The organism is Clostridium sp. UBA7791 (genome assembly GCF_002480755.1).
Taxonomy (GTDB): domain Bacteria; phylum Bacillota; class Clostridia; order Clostridiales; family Clostridiaceae; genus Clostridium_J; species Clostridium_J sulfidigenes.
The window spans coordinates 238,339-258,476 of record NZ_DLCT01000005.1 but is presented as its reverse complement, the minus strand read 5'-3'; the positions used below and the strand labels follow the sequence as shown (position 1 = coordinate 258,476).

The 20,138-nt window shown below is 28.9% G+C and carries 20 protein-coding genes and 1 riboswitch; of the genes, 6 read left to right on the top strand and 14 right to left on the bottom strand.

The genetic code is table 11. The features are described 5' to 3' along the window. Positions 1–342 precede the first annotated feature (342 nt). The 4 genes from B3Z56_RS06675 to B3Z56_RS06660 all read right to left on the bottom strand — a co-directional run bounded on the left by B3Z56_RS06675 (position 343) and on the right by B3Z56_RS06660 (position 2,729). A complete protein-coding gene (locus tag B3Z56_RS06675) occupies positions 343–954 on the bottom strand; it encodes a class I SAM-dependent methyltransferase (RefSeq protein WP_346878503.1) in 612 nt (203 codons plus the stop codon). A gap of 36 nt (positions 955–990) precedes the next feature. Beyond that, positions 991–1,179, bottom strand: a complete 189-nt coding sequence (locus tag B3Z56_RS06670; RefSeq protein ID WP_035130112.1) for a hypothetical protein — start codon at positions 1,177–1,179, stop codon at positions 991–993. A gap of 134 nt (positions 1,180–1,313) precedes the next feature. After that, entirely contained in the window at positions 1,314–2,213 is a 900-nt protein-coding gene (locus B3Z56_RS06665; protein ID WP_346847431.1) for an SPL family radical SAM protein, read from the bottom strand. Between the two features lie 78 nt (positions 2,214–2,291). Continuing rightward, positions 2,292–2,729, bottom strand: a complete 438-nt coding sequence (locus tag B3Z56_RS06660) for a DUF523 domain-containing protein (RefSeq protein WP_346847334.1) — start codon at positions 2,727–2,729, stop codon at positions 2,292–2,294. A 231-nt stretch (positions 2,730–2,960) separates the two neighbouring features. Here B3Z56_RS06660 and B3Z56_RS06655 point away from each other — a divergent pair, with 231 nt between their 5' ends. Beyond that, a complete protein-coding gene (locus B3Z56_RS06655) occupies positions 2,961–3,809 on the top strand; it encodes a patatin family protein (RefSeq protein ID WP_346878502.1) in 849 nt (282 codons plus the stop codon). A gap of 203 nt (positions 3,810–4,012) precedes the next feature. Here the strand turns inward: B3Z56_RS06655 and B3Z56_RS06650 are convergent, their stop codons facing one another. The 3 genes from B3Z56_RS06650 to B3Z56_RS06640 form a co-directional block, all read right to left on the bottom strand. Next, entirely contained in the window at positions 4,013–5,323 is a 1,311-nt protein-coding gene (locus tag B3Z56_RS06650; protein WP_346877252.1) for a sodium-dependent transporter, read from the bottom strand. Positions 5,324–5,725: 402 nt separating this feature from the next. Further along, positions 5,726–7,039 carry an FtsW/RodA/SpoVE family cell cycle protein gene (locus B3Z56_RS06645; RefSeq protein WP_346878501.1) on the bottom strand — a complete coding sequence of 438 codons (1,314 nt, stop codon included), beginning with the start codon at positions 7,037–7,039 and terminating at the stop codon, positions 5,726–5,728. Continuing rightward, entirely contained in the window at positions 7,027–7,371 is a 345-nt protein-coding gene (locus tag B3Z56_RS06640) for a PadR family transcriptional regulator (protein WP_035133937.1), read from the bottom strand. Before B3Z56_RS06640 ends, B3Z56_RS06645 begins: the two co-directional genes overlap by 13 nt. A gap of 274 nt (positions 7,372–7,645) precedes the next feature. Between B3Z56_RS06640 and B3Z56_RS06635 the strand changes: the two genes are divergently transcribed. Beyond that, a complete protein-coding gene (locus B3Z56_RS06635) occupies positions 7,646–8,185 on the top strand; it encodes a 50S ribosomal protein L25 (protein ID WP_035133935.1) in 540 nt (179 codons plus the stop codon). Between the two features lie 82 nt (positions 8,186–8,267). On the opposite strand, the gene B3Z56_RS06630 is transcribed toward B3Z56_RS06635, so the two are convergent. From B3Z56_RS06630 to B3Z56_RS06620, 3 genes are all read right to left on the bottom strand, one after another. Further along, positions 8,268–9,155, bottom strand: a complete 888-nt coding sequence (locus B3Z56_RS06630; protein WP_346877250.1) for a YitT family protein — start codon at positions 9,153–9,155, stop codon at positions 8,268–8,270. Positions 9,156–9,372: 217 nt separating this feature from the next. Further along, a riboswitch (cobalamin riboswitch) is annotated at positions 9,373–9,562 on the bottom strand. Positions 9,563–9,638: 76 nt separating this feature from the next. Continuing rightward, a complete protein-coding gene (locus B3Z56_RS06625; RefSeq protein WP_346878500.1) occupies positions 9,639–10,811 on the bottom strand; it encodes a cation:proton antiporter in 1,173 nt (390 codons plus the stop codon). 18 nt (positions 10,812–10,829) lie between these two features. After that, the gene (locus B3Z56_RS06620; protein ID WP_346847329.1) at positions 10,830–11,174 is read right to left on the bottom strand and encodes a hypothetical protein; all 345 of its coding nucleotides are present in this window, start codon (positions 11,172–11,174) and stop codon (positions 10,830–10,832) included. Between the two features lie 188 nt (positions 11,175–11,362). Here B3Z56_RS06620 and B3Z56_RS06615 point away from each other — a divergent pair, with 188 nt between their 5' ends. Beyond that, positions 11,363–11,875, top strand: a complete 513-nt coding sequence (locus B3Z56_RS06615) for a superoxide dismutase family protein (protein ID WP_346877249.1) — start codon at positions 11,363–11,365, stop codon at positions 11,873–11,875. Between the two features lie 121 nt (positions 11,876–11,996). Here the strand turns inward: B3Z56_RS06615 and B3Z56_RS06610 are convergent, their stop codons facing one another. Together B3Z56_RS06610 and B3Z56_RS06605 are read right to left on the bottom strand one after the other, a co-directional pair. Next, on the bottom strand, positions 11,997–15,365 hold the full coding sequence (locus B3Z56_RS06610; protein ID WP_346878499.1) for an AAA family ATPase: 3,369 nt from the start codon (positions 15,363–15,365) through the stop codon (positions 11,997–11,999). A 57-nt stretch (positions 15,366–15,422) separates the two neighbouring features. Next, positions 15,423–16,094 (bottom strand): Crp/Fnr family transcriptional regulator, encoded by a 672-nt coding sequence (locus tag B3Z56_RS06605; RefSeq protein ID WP_346866995.1) that lies wholly within the window; start codon positions 16,092–16,094, stop codon positions 15,423–15,425. A gap of 107 nt (positions 16,095–16,201) precedes the next feature. On the opposite strand from B3Z56_RS06605, the gene B3Z56_RS06600 reads away from it, so the two are divergent. Further along, entirely contained in the window at positions 16,202–16,414 is a 213-nt protein-coding gene (locus B3Z56_RS06600) for a DUF362 domain-containing protein (protein ID WP_346877247.1), read from the top strand. Beyond that, entirely contained in the window at positions 16,414–16,995 is a 582-nt protein-coding gene (locus B3Z56_RS06595) for a 4Fe-4S binding protein (protein WP_346877246.1), read from the top strand. The genes B3Z56_RS06600 and B3Z56_RS06595 overlap by 1 nt, the downstream gene beginning before the upstream one ends. 27 nt (positions 16,996–17,022) lie before the next feature. Here B3Z56_RS06595 and hydG read toward each other — a convergent pair whose 3' ends face one another. Both hydG and B3Z56_RS06585 read right to left on the bottom strand, forming a co-directional pair. After that, the gene (gene hydG, locus B3Z56_RS06590; protein ID WP_346877245.1) at positions 17,023–18,441 is read right to left on the bottom strand and encodes a [FeFe] hydrogenase H-cluster radical SAM maturase HydG; all 1,419 of its coding nucleotides are present in this window, start codon (positions 18,439–18,441) and stop codon (positions 17,023–17,025) included. An 82-nt stretch (positions 18,442–18,523) separates the two neighbouring features. Next, positions 18,524–18,769, bottom strand: coding sequence for a TM1266 family iron-only hydrogenase system putative regulator (locus tag B3Z56_RS06585; RefSeq protein WP_150845249.1), 246 nt, complete (start codon positions 18,767–18,769; stop codon positions 18,524–18,526). Between the two features lie 310 nt (positions 18,770–19,079). Between B3Z56_RS06585 and B3Z56_RS06580 the strand changes: the two genes are divergently transcribed. Beyond that, the gene (locus B3Z56_RS06580; protein ID WP_346877244.1) at positions 19,080–20,018 is read left to right on the top strand and encodes an AEC family transporter; all 939 of its coding nucleotides are present in this window, start codon (positions 19,080–19,082) and stop codon (positions 20,016–20,018) included. Positions 20,019–20,138: the final 120 nt, after the last annotated feature.

Genomic DNA, 20,138 nt, shown 5'->3' with positions numbered 1-20,138 from the left:
TCTCCAATTACTATAGCTCCTGTCCTAATAAACTTAACGTCTATATAAAACATAAATACAATTTTAGTTCTATAAGAGGTATGTCTTTTAATTGCCAATTTAAAAGAAGTACACAAAAAAACCTAATGATTAGGCATTTTATTCTTTCTTTCATCAATTTTCAATTATGAAAATTAATTAGCAATTACACAATTTCATTGTTGTACCTCCTATATTTGATAAAATCACTATAGCAAATATTTGAAATTAAGTCAATAAATAATAATGTAGTTTCAACAGAAAAGAAATATTGCATATACTCTAAAATCTAATCTATAATTGAGAAAACTTCGTAACATATATTTACTTTCTTATACCACACATACTAAATAACTGATATGGTTGCTCCTTACCTTCACTTTTCTTCATTCCTGAATAAAATATTTTTGAACCTATGACTTCAAGCCCAGCTTCTTCTATTAAGCCTTCCATTTCTGTAAGCTTAAATCCATTATGTCCACTAAAATCCTGTACTTCATCATGGAAACCACCATTATCAGGACATAGATCTACAACTATTAATTTGCCCTCTTTATTTAGCAAATCATATAGCTTCTTTATTACCTTTGGTAGATCTTCTATATGGTGAAAAACCATAGATGTATAAATCACATCAAACTTTTTATTATCGTTAAATTGAAATAAATCCCCACACCAAGTTTTCATATTTTTTATTTTGTTTTTTTCTATTTTTAATTTTAACTGTTCTATCATTCCTTCAGATAAATCCATCATCAATATATCAGAAAATCTATAAGTTAAATTTTCTGATATAAGCCCTGTACCACATCCAAATTCTAAGGCTCTTAAATTGTTATCTTTATCCAAATAGTTTTCTATTTCAGTACTAATTTTCTTTGCTCTTTGAACCCTACATTCTGTATCCCATTTTTTTGACTCCTCATCAAAGTGCATATCTTCATCCCCTTAAAATAAATTTTTTCCTTTAGTTTATATTTCTTCTTTGCTTCTATCTTTTATAAATAATTTATTTATAAGGATATAGCCTCCAAGAATTATAACTATTCCTAATGCCCATTTAAAAATCTCTGGAATATCTACATCCCTAAGTAAATATCTAAAGCCATCCGCAAGTAAAAATCCTATTATCCAATAGAATATTGATTTAATATCCTTCATTTTAACTATATAGATTTTGCCTTAACATACATAAGACAAACCATTTCCCCCTTTTAATTAAATACTATATACATTTTATCATATATTGAAACATAGATTAAGTAAGGTAAATCTAATATTTTATCTTAATAGTCTTAAAATAAGCTCAGCTGTTCCTCTTCATAATTCTTTCTATAATCCTTGATTATATCCTTCATTTTGTATATAATTCCATATTTATTACATTCTTCAGTGAAGGTCTTCCAAAGCTTCTTTCCATTAGAAGATTCACATTCATATCTATCACCATAGGTATGAATATATTTTCTAACTAAGTTCTCCCTTTGAAATAGTCTACTTAATTGTTCATAGTAATAAGCCCTTTGATTCCCTCTAAGGGTAAGCCCCATTCCATAAGCAAATATAAATTTAGCTCCTGAATTATGAGCTTCTCTAACTATATTTCTTATATTATCTTCTGAATCATTAATAAAAGGAAGAATTGGCATAAGCAATATTCCTGTATATATCCCACTATCACTAAGCTGTTTTATAGCCTTAAACCTTTGGCTACTAGGTGCCACATTAGGTTCTATCCTTTTACATAAATCATCATCAAAGGTAGTTACAGTTATTTTTATTAACACAGGAGAGCGCCTTGAAATCTCCTTTAATATATCAATATCTCTAGTAATTAAAGGGCTCTTGGTGGCAATGGAAACTCCAAAATTATACCTAGTAATCTCCTTCAAAGCTTCCCTTGTTAGCTCATATTCTTTTTCAAATGGATTGTAAGGATCACTCATAGCGCCTGTTCCTATTACACCTTTTTTCCTTTTCCCTTTAAGTTCTTTTCCTATAGCTTCTACAGCTTTTTCTTTTGCTCTAACTCTATCAAAATCTTCTATTTGATAACATTCACTTCTGGAGTCACAATAAATACATCCATGGCAACATCCTTTATAGATATTCATATTATAATTGATATCAAACCATGAATTATTAGGTATATATTGAGATATTAATTTTTTTGCTTTTATGTATTCTATGCTAATCACCCCCTAACTTAAATATAAACTTTTAAAATAAAGTTTATCTTCATACCTTTCATATCAATAATTAAAATAATAACATTATATTTTATCTAAATCATTTTCTGTATAGACTTCAATCCCATTTTTCATTAATAATTCTGCTACTAATCCATTGCCTTCTATTAGTTTTCCTGAAAATGTTCCATCATATACCATACCGTACCCACATGAAGGACTTCTAGACTGTAGTATTGCCTTCTTTATACCAGCAGCTTTAATAATTCCTAAAGTTTTCTCTGCTCCCTTTAAAAAACTTTCGGTTAAATCTATACCGTCCTTACTAATTACTCTTTTATTAGAATTTTCATCTATAAAAATCTCACAACACGCCCTTGGAGTGGGCAAACCAGCTAATTGTTCTGGACATATCGCTATAGCTTTTCCTGCTTTTACTAATTCGGCTACATATTTATTCTCACTATTACTTCCATTATATCTACAATTGACTCCTGCTAAACATGAACTTACTAAATACATATATAGTCCTCCTTTGTTTTTTATCTATAACTTATACTACAATACCTATTAGTAATTTATAGATATAATTATATCATAGCTTATTTTCAAATTAATATATCTTAACTTTCTATGGAGATATAGGTATAATAAAATATGGAGTTTATTCTAAAGAATCATAATTAAAATAATATCTTAATTTAATTATGTAAGAAAACAATCTAACAAATTTAATTTTAAGGAGTTGACATCATGAGTAGTTTAATTCTTGAAGGTGGAACCTTTAGACCTATTTTTAGCGCTGGTATAATGGATGCCCTTTTAGATAATGATATTATGTTTCCTTATTGCATTGGCGTTTCAGCAGGTATTACCAACGGCTTTTCATATATATCAAAACAAAAGAAAAGAAACTATGATATTCTAATTAACCATAGACATGATAAAAGATATATAGGCTTTAGAAACTTTTTTAAATGTAAAAGCTTATTTGGTTTAGATTTTGCTTTTGATGAGTTACCTAATAAGATTTATCCTTTTGATATGGATACCTTTAAAAGCTATGAAGGTAAAATTTTAGTTGGTGTGACTAATGCTAAAACTGGAGTTACCGAATATTTAAATGGTAAAGATTTAGATGAAAAATGCAATATGTTAAGAGCTAGTTGTGCTATACCTCTTTTCTTTCCTCCAGCTATAATTAGTGATAATGAATATTTTGATGGAGGCATCTGTGATCCTATTCCTGTATTAAAAGCCATGGAAGATGGAAATGAAAAGCATCTAATTATTCTAACTAGACCTAAGGGGTATATTAAAGAATTAGGTAAAGGCAATATTTTTGCTGCTAAAGTTTTAAAAAAGAAATATCCTAATTTAGTAAAGCCTCTTCTTACACGTCATGAGCTTTACAATGATAGAGTTAAGTATTGTGAACAACTTGAAAGAGATGGCAAAGCTATAATTTTAAGACCTACTGCAGAAGATGGTATTGATAGCTTTGAAAAAGATCTTAATAAAATTAAACACGCCTATAACCACGGATATAATATAGCTTTAGAAAGAATTGATGAAATAAAAAAATTCTTTAGCATTTCATAAAAGTATATTAATAAAACTATTTAAATATTTACCTATAAACCTATAAAACTATATAAATATTAATATATAAAACTAGTTAACTATGAAAATAGTTAACTAGTTCTTCTGTTCATGCGGGTTTCAGAGAATTTACTATTTAGAATATATAGTTATTACCCTCTTTAAAATAGGAAAATCCACATCTAAAATTAGTATAAACAGACTTATATCCCACCATAAATTATTCCTAGTATTATTACCAATACTGTTATAAGGGTAAACCCATATTTTGAAAACATAAAAAATTTATTTCCTAACTTTCTCTTAGCACCTCTATTTATTTCTTCTAACACCTGTTCTTTGTTGTACATAAAGTAAAATACTATAAATACTAACAGTGCAGCTAATGGTGATATTACTATAGTAATTACATCTGCAAAGTTGCTAAACAAATTCATATTTAAATTTAAAGGTATTGATAATACAAATGACACTACAGCTATTAAAATAGTAGCTGTTTTTCTGCTTAATTTTGTTTGTGCCATAAAAGATTCTACTGGCCCTTCTAGCATATTTATTGAAGAACTAATTGCTGCAAATAATACACTTAAAAAGAATAGTATCATAAGTATTTGTCCACCAGGGATAGCTTTAAATATAGTTGGTATTGTTATAAATAATAGAGGTGGACCTGCTGCTGGATCTAAGCCAAAGGCAAATACTGCTGGCATAATAACAAAGGATGCTAATAATGCCGCAATAGTATCAAGTACAGCAGTACTCACTGCAGACCTTGGAATGTCTAAATCCTTCTCTATGTAACTACCATATACCACCATTCCGCATCCATTTAAAGATACTGTGAAGAAGGCTTGACCAAGTGCCATTACCCATGTATTTATTTTAAATAGGTATGACCATTGTGGTGTTAATAGGTACTTCACCCCATCTATCGCCCCAGGTAAAGTTAATGATCTAATAGCTAACAATATAAAAATTCCAAAAAGCATAGGCATTATAATTTTATTTATTTTTTCAATTCCCTTAGATATACCCATACATACAATTATCAAGGCTAGTACTATTGCTAGTAAATTCCATGGTATAGTTTGGGTGCTTCCTGCAAAACTTTCAAAGTACTTAGGTATATCAATATTTTTTATATTTCCACTAAGGCTAAGTCCTAAATACTTAATTATCCAACCTACTACCACATTATAAAACATAAACACTCCTGCAAGTCCTATGGCTGGTATAAATCCAAAGAGAGTTCCTCCCTTTAAACCTTTATTCTTAAATCCTTTTTTAATTCCTGTTAAAGCTCCTCCCTCAGCACCTCTTCCAAAGGCAAACTCTGTAATTAACCCTGTTGATCCTAGTATAAGTACAAAAATAAAGTATGGTATTAAAAATACAGCTCCCCCATTTTGACCTAACCTGTAAGGAAACATCCATATATTTCCAAGTCCTACTGCTGCTCCAATACAAGATATCACAAATCCTGCTCTACTTGTAAAGTTCTCTCTGTTTTTCATGTTCTAATCTCCTTCCTAAAATAAATAAAACCACATAGATTGATTCCATGTGGTTTAAATAAGAAGGCATCAAATATAAAAACCACATAGATATATCTATGTGGTCTAATCACTAAACATTTGAGTATAGCAAATCTTCCTAACCATCATAGACACAAACCAAATTTGTTAAACTGGCTTGCATCTATAATTGTTTATAAATACAAACCCTATCTATAATAGCTAAGATAATATGCCATATTAACTTTTGTTGATTTAAAGTTAATTTCTCTACTCATTTTAATTCTCCTAAGTGTTATATTTTATTAAATACTACCATCATTATATATGTATGTCAACAAATTTTCTTAATACTTTTATTATATAATAATAGTAAATCATAATTTTTATTTTATTAAAAACCTAATTAACTTCTGCATCATATGGCGTATTTCTCCACTTGCATACATTAGATACTAAACCTATAGCTAAAATATTAATTAAAAGTTGGCTTCCACCATAACTAATAAATGGCATGCTTACTGAAACTGTAGGTGCTAATGTCAAGCTAACAGAAATACTTAGTAAAAACTGCACTATAAATAATGCACAAAATCCACTTACTAGTAATTTACCATAGGTTTCTTTAGTACTTTTTCCTATTATACCCATTCTTATTATGAATGCTAAAATTAAAGAAATTAGTATTATTCCAGCAATCCATCCAAAAGAATAAACTATATAGGTAAATATAAAGTCTGTATGAATTTCTGGCAACATATTTGGTATAAAATTTGCTCCCTGTCCAAACAATCCCGCCGATTCCCTTAATTTAACTAGTTGATTATAAATCCATCCCATTCCATCTACATCTAATGAAGGATTAAAAATCACATGAAATCTTTTTATTCTGTAAGGTTCACTAACCATACAAGATAAAAAGATAACCCCCATAGCTCCAAAGGAAGTTATAATATGTTTTAATTTCACACCTGATATAATCATCAAAGTAATAGCTGATATGGCATATATAATAATGCTAACTGAAGCATTTCCAATAATAAAAAATATTATTGGTACAAAAGCAATAAAAATCCCTTTTAATATACTTTTAATCTCATTCCAATTCCACTTATCAAGCATTCCAGCTAAAGCAATGATTAGAAAAAAAGGTGCTATATTAAAAGCATTAAAACTAATTGGCCCAATAACTATCCAGCCCATTTCTCCATTTATATAGCCTGTATTTATAAAGATTTGGGATATTAACAGAATTATTACTCCACTATAAACATATTTAGAGTACTTTTTTAATTTTCTATAATCAATTTTAAGTAAAACTGCTGTTAATATAATTCCTCCTGATGCATAAATTATAGTCTTACCTAAAAAATTAGCATATGAACTGTGTGTCAATGCATTATTCTTCTGAATGAAGCCTAAAGTAAATATGCTAACTAATATAAATATAGCGGTTATACCTAAAAGCATCCAATCAGGAGATGCTTTATGAACCATATTCAAATCCCTTCCTATAACTTCGTATGAACCCATTTGCATAATAGCTTTATCTATAGCTTCCTCCTCCGTTATTCCAACATCTCTGTACTCTTGTATAATCTCTTCTATGTGATCTATAAGTTCCTCTTTTATATTTTTATGAACTCTTTTATTTTTAACTAATCCACATACTTCTTCTATATACTTTTCTACCTTCGGATGGTTTACTGTAGACATAAATCTCCCTCCCCTAATACTTCATTAACTGTAGAACTAAACAATTTCCATTCTGCTTCTTTTTCTTTGAGAATTTTGTTACCATTTTCCGTTATCTTGTAATATTTTCTCTTACGCTTTCCTTCGCCTTCATCCCAGTAAGCTTCTATAAAATTTTCATTTTCTAAACTATGAAGAATAGGATATAGCGTTCCCTCTTTAAAAGAGAAAATACCCTTAGACCTTTCTTCTATCTCCTTAATCATTTCATATCCGTACATATTTTTTCGATTAAGTAGACTTAATATAAGTATTGTCGTGCTTCCTTTCAAAAGTTCTTTATTTATTTTCATAATTCCACCCCTTACCTCGGTTTACTATACATAGTATATCTATGTATAATTATATATGTATATATTTACATTGTAAAGTATTATCTATTCTAATATTTTATGAATTTTGCTTTTTCCTTAATATATGTTATCATGGTATAAGTATATTTAAGGAGGTTGATGCATATGTGGGCTTTGTATAAGCTCTGTGTGTAATTAATAGTGCTTAGATTCATTTATATACTGAGCTTAATAAATCAACAAAAAATTATTAAAAATAAGTGAGGGATTTATTATGAAAAGTACAACATTTAAAGTATATGAAAGAAGCTCAAAGGAGAATTTAAAGAAGCTTAGAAATTTGGGAGAAGTACCTTGCGTAATCTATGGTGAATTTTTAGAAGAACCTATCTCTGCTAAGATGAATAAAACTGAACTGTTAAAAATGTTAAAAGGCAGTTTTAGTGGTTCTATCATACCTATTGATTTAGAGGGAAAAACTCTAAACTGTGTAGTTAAAGATATTCAAAAAAACAATCTACACGAAATTATACATTTTGATTTACAATATGTTAAACCAAATGAAGTAATTAAACTAACTATTCCTATAAATTATATTGGTCAAGAAAATTTGGAATCTAAAAGACTAGTTTTAGAAACCTTTAGACCATATCTTGATTTTCAAGGAAATGTAGAAAAGATTCCAGAATATATTGAAGTTAATGTAGCTAATATGCAATTTAATGATAAACTACTAGCTAAAGATATTAATATTCCAAGTGAAGTAACCCTTCTTACTCCTGAGGACACTATCTTAGCTGTAGTAAATGGCTAATGCAAAATGAAATTTAAATTTAAAAAAGTGCTGATCTTATAAAAGACTAGCACTTTTTTCTTATATTTATTTAAATTACGTCTTAAAAAGATAACTGTTTAAATCCCTTTCCATGAGCTTCATTCACATTCATTATGGATATCACTGCATTAGCATCAATATCTAGTATAGCTTTCTTGGCCTTTTCCACTTGTTTAGAACTCATTATAGAATATATAACTTTCTTTTTCTCTCCTGTAAAAGCACCTTCTCCATGAAGAAAGGTAACACCTCTTCCCAAAAGTTCCAAGATAGAATTTTTTATTTCCTCTGGATTATTACTTATCACTATAATTAATTTTCTCTCATTAGTCATAGTAATAGCCTTATCTAGAATATAGGCTCTTATAAATAGAGATATTAACGTATAGATAGTTATAGTTAGATCATTTAAAATTAACCCTGTAAAAACAATGACTCCATTTAATATAAATGTCATAGAAGCTAAATTAACACCATACTTTTTCTTTAAAGCAATAGCTATTATATCCGTTCCACCTTCTGAAGCCTTATTTAAAAATATTATGGCCATACCAAAACCACATAAAACTCCTCCACTTATGCATGATATTAATAAATCATCTACTTTAATAAATCTAGTTATATCTTCAGTTAATATTAAAAATATGGACATTGATATCATACCAATAAAACTTAAAAACCCAAATTCCTTATTAATTACCTTAATTCCAAAACAAAATATAGGTATATTGATAAACAATGTAAAATACCCTGAAGGAATATCTGTTACATATTGTAAAAGTAATGCTATCCCAGCTACTCCCCCACTTAAAAACTTATGTGGAACTATAAACATATTTACACTTAAAGAATAAATTAAACTTCCTAAAAGAATTAATGATACTTGACCTAGTTTTTCTTTGATATTACTATCAGAGATAAATTGTTTAGTTACATATATACTACTCATTGTAATCTCCTTGTCTTAGCTAATATTATTAATGACCTTAAGATTAATCACTCCCCTGCATTTCATGTATATAAACTTATGTTTTTATACATGAAAAAAGACATCCTATACGGGATGTCTAGTATAACAATTAAAAGATTTACAAAAGTAGTTTCTCTTATGAAAAGCACTAAATACATCTTTCATGTTAGACACCTCCCAGTTTCCCCGTGGGTTTTTTGGTCTATATCCTATGGCAGGTCTCCTGACTTCATATCAACATGTATTCTAACCTTCCCATTAACTAAGTTAACAGTGGCTTATCTAGAATACACTCCTTGTTACAGTGACGGGTTCGTGTTGGATTTTCACCAACTTCCCTTTTAATTTAAAGAATAAACTTTAAAACCATAAAATATATTTAATTTTATACATTCATTATATCATTGTTTATAGTGAATTTAAAGCCAAATCAATGATGTTATACATGAACCATATTTATTATTAAGCTTTATTTGCTTCACCTGCTTTAAATATTGCAATTTTAGTACATAGTGGGCCTATTAACTCATATATAACAGTTCCTGCCAATATTATAGTTCTAATTTGGGTACCATAAGCTGGTAATTCATTTTGAACTATAAGTGCTAGTCCAATAGCTACTCCTGCCTGTGGTACTAAAGTTAATCCTAAATATTTTTGAACTATAGGTTCTGATTTAGCTATCTTAGCTCCTAAATAAGCTCCTAAAACTTTACCAATAACTCTAGCTATTATATAACCTGCCCCAATTATACCTACAGTCTTCAAAACTGACATATCTAGTTCTAATCCTGATATGGTAAAGAATGCTATAAATATTGGATTAGTAAATTCATCTAATACAGTAAGTAATTTAGTTTTACCATCGGTAATGTTACTAATGGTTCCACCCATAACCATACAAGTTAATAATCCAGACAAATGTAATTTGTTAGCTAGGCCTATAGCTAATAAAATTACACCTATAGCCATGCTCATAGTTTGCTCTCTACTGTTAGATAACCTATTAATAAATGCTAACACAAATCCTAGTATTATTCCTAAAACAGCAGATCCTATAATCTCTATAAAAGGATTCATTATTGACATCACTGTCAAAGCTCCTGTACCATTTGTTAAAGCTTTTGCAATAGATAAAGCTATTCCAAAGGCTATAACTGCAATGGCATCATCTATAGCAACTACTGGTATAAGAGTATTTACTAAGGGTCCCTTAGCTCTATATTGCTTTAGAACCATAATTGTAGCTGCAGGTGCTGTTGCTGAAGCTATTGCGCCTAAAGATAAACTAAAAGCTAATGGTTGCTTAAATACTGTTATCATAACTAAAGTTACAACTACTACTGCCATAAGTGCTTCAAATAAAGCTATAATTATAATTCCAGAACCAATTTTCTTTAAATCCTTAAAATTAAGAGAACTACCTATACTATAAGCAATAAACCCTAAGGCTGCCTCTGAAATAACTGTTAATCCATGGATAGCTTCAGTAGGTACAATCTTTAAAACAAAAGGTCCTATTATTATCCCTGCTACTAAGTATCCTGTTACCTTTGGTAGTTTAATATAACTTACTAGTAATCCTAAAAATATACCTGCAAGTATTACTATCCCTAGTACATATAACCAATTCATCTTTAACTTCAGTCCCTCCTATTTTTGTTGAAAGCTACCTCCAATTACTCTATTAACCGGAATTGTAAATGCTATTCCATTACCTGGACCATTTAATCCTCCAGTTACTTTGTTAATAATCTCTAGTGCTTGTTCTATTCTTTCTTTCTTTAAAACGGTAAATACTGTTTTATTAGATGACCTTCCTTTGTTTAATAACAATTGAAGTGAAGAAAACATACTTGCATCTTCACAACTAGATAAAATATTAGCCATCCCTACAGTATCAATAATTGTAGACCCACTTATACCTATGTTAGTGAATTCAACCATTATTTCCTCTAAATCTCTTGGGTCATTTAATACAAATATAAGAACTTCCATTTATATCCCTCCTCTTCCTTATATATCTATTATATATTTTCGGTTGATTAAAATCAAATTTACATAAATTTTATTTAATTAAACTAAATTTAACAAAGTGCATAAAATATTTATATTTTGCGTTCACACACCAACTTACTACAACATATTATAAATTATATTGTATCAATAAAATGGAGTGTATTAATATGAGAATGGCTAATGATAAATTTAGTATTAACGATATAATTATGAATCATGGTATGCCTGAACCAACAGCTTATGCAGTAATTGAAGGTGGACCTTTAGCTCCTGAACTACGTGGCAGAGCATTATTTTGCTGTTTAGATGATGGGATAATTCTTAGAGTATATATTACTGGTATTCCAAGATACAACTCTGAAGGAAAACCTTCACTTTTCCATGGATTTCATATTCATGAGTTTGAAAGTTGTAATATAGGTGATCCAAGTGATCCTTTTAAAACTACTGGTGGACATTGGAATCCAACAAATGAACCTCACCCTTATCATTATGGAGATCTTCCACCACTAATGTCATCAAATGGTATTGCTGCAATGGATGTTTATTTAAGCAGATTTTCTATAAAAGATATTGTTGGAAAAGCTATCATAATCCATGAAAATGCTGATGACTTTACTAGTCAACCTGCTGGTAATTCTGGGAAACGATTAGCTTGTGGAATAATAATGCCTACTTAGATACTGTTAATACTTATTAATTGTTAATACAAATTCTATATATCAAGCTTATAAATTTTATACTAAAGTAAAGAACTATATCAAAACATATCTTGATATAGTTCTTTACTACTTTATTTTACTACTTTACAATATTTCTTTTTAAAAATTCTTTCTTACTGTTTATAATATCATCTAAGGTTATAAAATTTATACTATCTCTACTAAATTCTTCATCACATATTCTAATACTCTGAGTTCTTATAAGATTATCTAAATACTGTTTTATCATTAATCCATTTTTTATTACTAAATTTGGATTACCGTATATGTCTATTATAGTTTTATTAATTTCCTCTTCTGCATCCTTCGATAAAGAATATCCCTTTTTACTTAATATACTTAATGCTATATTACATAGTCCCATATAATCATAATCTTCAAAATCAAACCAAGTTGGAAATCTATAGTTAAAGGCTGGATTAGATAATACTAGTTTTTTCATCCCTTCTTTTTCTCCTGAAAGGATTAATATAACCTTATTATTTTTATCTAAGAATTTAATGAAATCTGATACTATTTTATTATATTGCTGTTCCTCTAGGAGAAGGTCTACCCTATTTAGAAATAGCATTTTCCCTGAAAATTTACTAAATATATCTTCAATTTTTATTCCCTTATTAATCATTGCCATGAATTCATATTTATCCATTTCTACAATGTTTTTAGCTTTAACTATTCCCATACTATAATACATTTCTGAGAGAATATTAGCTACAGTTTTCTTCCCTGTTCCATTTTCCCCTGTAAATATTATATTCATATATCTATTGATATCTGATCCTAATCCTAATTTTTTTCTTCTTTCTCTAACCTTTAAAAGCTTATATTGATTTTTTAAAAATTCCTTTGCATCTTCATTACCAACTAATAGCTCTAATTTACTATCTAGATTAAAGATGTTATCATCGTCAATAACATTTATATTTTCTACATCCTTAGCAGTTATAAGATTCATCTCATAAACGCTGATATCCTCTTCTACAATTCTTATGCTTTGATTTCTAATTAGTTTTTCTACGTAATTTCTAACCATCCTTCCATTTCCTGATTGTGCATCTGAGTTATTGTAGATTTCAACAAAGCTTTTCTTTAAAGCTATATATCCATTCTTAGATAACTTAAATCCCTTTGCTTCAACAAGTTTTACAGCCATTTCAAAAAGTTCATTAGGATTATAATCTGCAAAATTAGTCCATAATGGAAATCTTGACCTTAAACCTATGTTTACATCAAAGAATTCTTCCATTTCTTCTTCATAACCAGCTAATATCACTATTACTTCTTTAGAATAATCTTCAATTAACTTTAACAGAGTTTCTATAGCCTCAATTCCTAATGAGTCATTTGCAAGGGTATATGCTTCATCTATAAATAATACTCCGCCTAAAGCTTCTTTAAACTTCTCTTCTGTTTTCTTTGGGGTTTCCCCTGGAACTTCTGATACAAAACTTGATCTATCTGTTTCTACTAGTTGACCTACCTTTAATAATCCCATACTATTTAGCATTTCAGCTACTAATCTTGCTATGCTTGTTTTACCTGTACCTGGATTCCCTGTAAATACCATATTTAAGTTTTGCTCTATCTTAGTATTTACTCCAACAGATTTCCTTTTTTCCTGAGCAACTATAAGCTTATATTGACTTCTTAATAGTTTTTTAACGTCATCAAGTCCTATTATTTCATTTAATTTTTCTTCTAAATCAAACTTTGCATTTGCTCTAAAGTTAAAGTTATCTCTATCTAATAAATCAATTTCCTTATCACTATTAGTTAGATATTTTTTAGAAGCATCAATTATTGCATTTTCCACTATATTTCTTACAAACCTAGCATTACCTAAATCATTTTTGCCTATAATTTGGTTTCTTGTAAATAAATCTATTAACCCTGCTTTTACATTTTTGGCTATTCTATACCCCTTTGATTTAGCTATGTTAACTGCTATTTCATACATTTCTACTGGGTTGTAATCTTTAAAGTGTATAGTATTTGAAAATCTAGATTTTAGACCTTGATTTATAGTTAGAAATCTTTCCATATCCTTTTCATAACCAGCTAATATGACTATTAAATTATCTCTATTGTCCTCAATGCCCTTAAGTAATGCATCTACTATTTCCCTACCTACCTTATCTTCTTCACTTTCACATAAGGAATATGCTTCATCTATAAATAGTACTCCTCCTAAGGCAGAATTAATTACATCATTTGTTCTCTTAGATGTATCATTAATGTTCTCTGTAACAAAATCTGCTTTACTCACCTCTACAAATACACCTTTAGTTAATATACCCAAGGCGTTTAAATATTCAAAGGTAACCCTAGCTGCATTAGTCTTTCCTGTACCTGCATTTCCTGTGAATATCATATTCATAGATATCTTTGAAGTTTTTAGTCCAAGTCTTTTTCTTATTTTTTGTACTTTCCAATTATTTTCAACATTTATTATAAAATTTTTCAGTTCTTCTATACCTATTATAGAATCCAATTTATATTTTACTTCTTCAAGGGTAGGTACTAGATAGTTTTCTAACTTGTATATTTCATCATCTGATTTGCAATATATCTCATTCTTATCTACATATATTAAAATCTGACTTTCACTATAAAGTCCTTCCTTTTGTATTAGGTTCATAATTGGTTTATAAATTTTATAGGATATATATTCACTGATTCCAAAATTGCTATCTTCTATGAAGTTTTCTTGTAGAAAACTACAAATTCCAAAGTTATCTTCCTCTTCATCTTTATTTTCTATTCCAAGAACTATATTTCCTTGCATATGCTTTTGTATACCATCTATTGACCTTAACACTTCTCTTCTAATTACTTTATTTTGTTCATCTTCTGTAAGGCTTTCAGTATATAATACCTCTTCCCTATTATCTAAAATTCCATCTTCTATTACATTATCATCACTATTATAAATAAATATGAAAAACTTATTATGACAGATGAATTCTCCTATATTGTCTTTATCCTTACTCTTTGCTTCAATAAGAAACTTATTTTTCATAATATAGTTATCTTTTAACTTTAAACAAGTATTAGGATATATTTCTGATAATACCTTTAAAATATTTTCTGAAGCTTTTTCAGTATTTTTGAACATTATTACCTGTGAACTACTATTTAGTTTTTCATATAAGTCACTTAAAAAAGCATTATATCCTAAATTAAAATTGTAAGAGGCTAAATCTATTTCATCTATATGATAATCTTCAGTTATTCCTTCCTCGTTAAGTTTTTCAAATAATAGCCTTACACTAGCTTTTTTAAAAGTTCCTCGTTTACCGGCTAAAAGTAATATGCCTTTCTTATCTTCTTCAAACTTTTCTTTAAAATAATTGCACAATTTATGAATAAATTCTCCTTGCCCTATTATTTCATTATTCATTTTTTTTACTATATTTAAAAAACCATTACTTAAACTTTTGTCTTTCATATATAAATTCACCCTTTCTTTTGTTTATGTAGTTATCTTTGTATTATAATTTCTTTACTAATTATATAGTTCTTCTAAATCTTTTAGTAATTGAATTTTTCCTCTTGATATTAATAAATACCCTTTTTTCTCTAGTTCCTTAAGCTTTCTGCTTATTACTTCTCTTGAAGAATCTAATTCAAAAGCAAGTTCCCCATGGGTTGTATAAATTATTTTAGTATTCTTACTAAGTAATAATTTAACCAATCTACTTTCTAAAGATTCATGAATTCTAGCTTCTTTGTTTTCTATAACCCCTCTAAATTTTGCATATAAATCTTTATATATAACTTGCATAAATCTAAAATCACTTAATAAATAGGCCTTCACTATATCTGATGGTAAAATAGCAATTAAAGAATCTTGCATGGCTATGCCTTCAATATTTAATGATTGACAATTTACAAAGCAGCTTAATGCTTCATGACATAGCTCACCACGCTCTACATTGTACAAATTAGTTTCATTTCCCTCTTCTGTTACTTTTTGAACCTTTATAATTCCACTTATAACAAATAACATACCTATACAGTTTCCACTATCTGTTTTTAAATACTCCTCACTTAATAGACTTTTAAAAATTACATTTTTTCTTATAATTTCATGGCTATCATCTATTTCTTTTAATACAGGATAAGCATCATACAAAGCTTCAAGTCTTTTATTAAATACATCTAAACTATTTAACATATTATCCTCCTAAAAAATTGCTTGTGTGACTATATCACATATTTTCTTTAATTATACAGTTATAATATGCTTACTACAACATTTATAAAACAGGAGGATATAAATTTATGGAAAAGAAAATTGTTAAAAGGAGGGCTTATGTGGATACTAGCTACTGTGTAGCCTGTGGTGCTTGTGAAAAAGTCTGTCCCCTTGGAGCCATTGCTATTAACAAGGGTATTTTTTCAAAGGTTGATTATGATAAGTGTGTTGGATGTGGAAAATGTGTTAAAGCTTGCCCTGCATCTACTATAGAAATTAAACAACTAGGAGGCAACTAATGAAAAAGAAGAAAAAGCATCTTTATGAATATCTTTGGATATTATCATCCCTATATTTAATTTTAGGGTTATTTAATATACTCTTTGCTTGGCTAGGATTAATTTGCTTTATCGTACCTTTATTAATTTCAATAGTTAAAGGAAATAAAGGCTATTGCAATAAATACTGTGGTAGAGGACAACTATTAGATTTATTAGGAAATAAATTAAAATTATCAAGAAATAAGCCTATGCCTAAATTTTTAAAATCTAAATATTTTAGATACGGATTTTTAATTTTCTTTTTAACTATGTTCATTAGTATGGTATTTAACACATATTTAGTTTTCCAAGGGACAAATACTCTAAAAGAAGTTCTTACTATACTTTGGACCTTTAAATTACCTTGGAACTTCACAGATTTATCCTATGTTTCTCCTTGGATAGTTCAATTTAGTTTTGGCTTCTATAGCTTAATGTTAACTTCAACTTTCCTAGGTATAATTACCATGGCCCTTTATAAACCACGTTCTTGGTGTGTTTATTGTCCAATGGGTACCATGACTCAAGGAATTTGTATAATTAAAGATATGAAAAAATAGAGGGCTAACCCTCTATTTTTATTATATCTAGAATCTAAAATCACGTTTTCCTTCATTAAGTTCTTTTAGGTGTTCCTCTACAATACCCTTAACTTTAGGATTAGGAATTTTCATAGCTTCATTTTTTATGACTTCTTCGCCTTTAGCTTTTGTATCTTCAGATGCATAATCCTCTAGATACTCTTTTAAAGTCATTAGGGCGTTAGGTAAACAACAGTTAGAAATTTGACCTGATTTTACTAACTGCATAAATCTGTCTCCTGTTCTACCTTCACGATAACAAGCAGTACAAAAACTAGGAATATATCCCATGCCAAGTAACCAATTTACAATTTCATCTAGAGTTCTTGTATCACTGATATCAAATTGTGCTGAATTTTCTTCTTCTTTTTCCTTCTGAGCATATCCTCCAACACTTGTACATGAAGCTCCACTAATTTGAGAAACTCCAAGATGAAGCACTCTTTCTCTAGATTTTTGAGATTCCCTTGTAGATACAATAATTCCTGTATAAGGTACTGAAATACGTAAGATTGCAACAATCTTTGCAAATATATCATCAGAAATTCCATTAGTAAAATCTTCTGGATTTACTTCATCAGCAGGACAAATTCTAGGTACACTGATAGTATGTGGTCCTACTCCCATGGATGCTTCTAAATGCTCTGCATGCATAAGTAATCCAACAAAATCATACTTATACATGTTTAATCCAAATAAAACTCCTATACCAACGTCATCTATACCACCCTCCATAGCTCTATCCATAGCTTCAGTGTGATAATTATAATCATGCTTTGGTCCTGTTGGATGTAATTCTTCATATAATTTTTTATTATAAGTTTCTTGGAATAATATATATGTTCCTATTCCAGCCTCTTTTAATTTTCTATAATTCTCAACAGTAGTAGCAGCAATATTTACATTTACTCTTCTTATAGCACCATTTTTATGTTTTATGCTATATATAGTCTTTATACTTTCTAATACATATTCTATAGGAGAATTTATAGGATCTTCACCTGTTTCTAGTGCAAGTCTTTTATGTCCAAGATCCTGTAATGCAATTACTTCCTTTTTAATCTCTTCTTGAGTAAGTTTCTTTCTAGCTATATGTTTGTTTCCATGGTGATACGGACAATATATACATCCATTAACACAGTAATTAGAAAGGTATAATGGAGCAAACATAACTATACGATTACCATAAAATTTATTCTTTATCTCCATAGCTAGCTCTTCTATCTTTTTATTTTCTTCTTCTAAATCACATTCTAATAGCACTGCTGCTTCTTGGTGGTTTAAACCTTTACATTCTCTAGCCTTCTCTATAATACTATTTATTAACTCTTTATTATTTTTATTTTTCTTAGCATATTCAAGGGTTGATAATATTTCTCCATCTTCAATAAATTCAGTTGCTACCTTAGATTTTACATTATACATACATCTACTCTTCTTTCTTAATAAGATTTTAAGTGCTTTATTCTAATATATACCTAATTCGTTCTGATTTTATATATTTACTCTACTTCTTTGAATAGATCGTTTTTACAGTAATACCATCGAGCATACCCAACTTACCAGATAATGAACTAATAATATCATTAGTTGCATCTATAATTACGCTGATAACACACACCTCCTTGTCGCGATATGGTACCCCCATTCTCCCAACAATATATTGTCCATAGTCATGTAAAATATTATTTAATTTTTCTGTAGCTGTAGTATCCTCTACTATAATTCCAATCAATGCGATTCTTGTTTCCAAAGCTTAAGCTCCCCTCAAAAAAATACTCTCTGCGTCCCAATAGAGAGCAGAGATAGTATATCGCTATCCTATGACACCGCCTTATCATTTGGGCTAACCCTCATGTAATTCAGAACGATTTAAATCTATTACTCTTCCTCCTTGGATACTTCCTTAGAGTAAGACTACATTTTTATTTTAACACCTATTACAAATATTATCAATTATTACTTATACATTGAAAAACACTTTAACTTTGTATACAATTAATTGGGACAACCATATAAAATATGAGAAATAGATTAACAAAATACTAGAAAGGATATTAATTATGGGAAATTTGATTTTATCAATTAATGTAGTTTTACCACTGTTTCTTACCATGGCTTTAGGATATGTATTAAAGCGATTGAAAATGTTTGATGACAATACTCTAAAGGTTATGAATAGTATCACCTTTAAGGCTTTTTTGCCTCTATTGTTATTTTATAATATATATAAAACAGATTTAAAAGGAGCTATAAATCCGAAACTTATTTGCTTTGCACTTATAAGTGTTACCCTTACCTTTATAGTACTATGCATTCTCATTCCCCTTATTGAAAAGGATAATAAAAAACGTGGTGTTTTGATACAAGGTATATTTCGTAGCAACTTTATAATATTTGGTCTACCTGTAGCATGTTCCCTATTTAGTGAGGACAAAGTTGGTGTTGTAGCTATACTAATAGCCACTGTTGTTCCTTTTTTTAATATGTTAGCAGTGATATCCTTAGAAATTTTTAGATGCGGAAAGCTAGATATTAAAAATACTCTAAAAGGAATTATTACTAATCCTTTAATTATAACATCAGCAATTGGACTATTATTTCTTATCTTTGGAATAAAACTTCCAACAGCTATTGAAAAATCCATAAGTGACATATCACGAATTGCTACACCTCTTTCCCTTATTTTACTTGGTGGTTCCTTTTCTTTCACCGATGTAAAAGCTCACTTGAAACAAACTATTATAGGTGTAACTGGTAGACTTATTGTAGTTCCTAGTATTCTTATGCCTATAAGTATATGGTTAGGTTTTAGAGATATAGAACTTATAGCGTTAATGCTTATCTTTGCATCCCCTACTGCTATTTCTTCCTTCACTATGGCTCAAAAAATGGATGGTGATAGTGAATTAGCTGCCCAAATAGTAGTATTTACTTCAGCCTTTTGTATACTTACAGTATTCCTGTGGATATTCACATTAAAACAGTTTAGTTTAATTTAGGGGATAGATTAAATATATAGTTGGACTATGTAAAAATAATCCGTCAACATGTTATAGATTGTATATTCTATCACTATAGTTTTCAACAGAACCATTATTAAAAGAACTGTATGAAAATAG

Coding starts and splice junctions, on each gene's coding strand:
- B3Z56_RS06600 (WP_346877247.1), top strand. CDS start 16,202: ATGGAAAAGAAAATTGTTAAAAGGAGGGCTTATGTGGATACTAGCTAC.
- B3Z56_RS06675 (WP_346878503.1), bottom strand. CDS start 954: ATGCACTTTGATGAGGAGTCAAAAAAATGGGATACAGAATGTAGGGTT.
- B3Z56_RS06670 (WP_035130112.1), bottom strand. CDS start 1,179: ATGAAGGATATTAAATCAATATTCTATTGGATAATAGGATTTTTACTT.
- B3Z56_RS06605 (WP_346866995.1), bottom strand. CDS start 16,094: ATGTTAAATAGTTTAGATGTATTTAATAAAAGACTTGAAGCTTTGTAT.
- B3Z56_RS06595 (WP_346877246.1), top strand. CDS start 16,414: ATGAAAAAGAAGAAAAAGCATCTTTATGAATATCTTTGGATATTATCA.
- B3Z56_RS06580 (WP_346877244.1), top strand. CDS start 19,080: ATGGGAAATTTGATTTTATCAATTAATGTAGTTTTACCACTGTTTCTT.
- B3Z56_RS06655 (WP_346878502.1), top strand. CDS start 2,961: ATGAGTAGTTTAATTCTTGAAGGTGGAACCTTTAGACCTATTTTTAGC.
- B3Z56_RS06660 (WP_346847334.1), bottom strand. CDS start 2,729: ATGTATTTAGTAAGTTCATGTTTAGCAGGAGTCAATTGTAGATATAAT.
- B3Z56_RS06620 (WP_346847329.1), bottom strand. CDS start 11,174: ATGGAAGTTCTTATATTTGTATTAAATGACCCAAGAGATTTAGAGGAA.
- B3Z56_RS06615 (WP_346877249.1), top strand. CDS start 11,363: ATGAGAATGGCTAATGATAAATTTAGTATTAACGATATAATTATGAAT.
- B3Z56_RS06650 (WP_346877252.1), bottom strand. CDS start 5,323: ATGAAAAACAGAGAGAACTTTACAAGTAGAGCAGGATTTGTGATATCT.
- B3Z56_RS06640 (WP_035133937.1), bottom strand. CDS start 7,371: ATGAAAATAAATAAAGAACTTTTGAAAGGAAGCACGACAATACTTATA.
- B3Z56_RS06625 (WP_346878500.1), bottom strand. CDS start 10,811: ATGAATTGGTTATATGTACTAGGGATAGTAATACTTGCAGGTATATTT.
- B3Z56_RS06635 (WP_035133935.1), top strand. CDS start 7,646: ATGAAAAGTACAACATTTAAAGTATATGAAAGAAGCTCAAAGGAGAAT.
- B3Z56_RS06645 (WP_346878501.1), bottom strand. CDS start 7,039: ATGTCTACAGTAAACCATCCGAAGGTAGAAAAGTATATAGAAGAAGTA.
- B3Z56_RS06610 (WP_346878499.1), bottom strand. CDS start 15,365: ATGAAAGACAAAAGTTTAAGTAATGGTTTTTTAAATATAGTAAAAAAA.
- hydG (WP_346877245.1), bottom strand. CDS start 18,441: ATGTATAATGTAAAATCTAAGGTAGCAACTGAATTTATTGAAGATGGA.
- B3Z56_RS06630 (WP_346877250.1), bottom strand. CDS start 9,155: ATGAGTAGTATATATGTAACTAAACAATTTATCTCTGATAGTAATATC.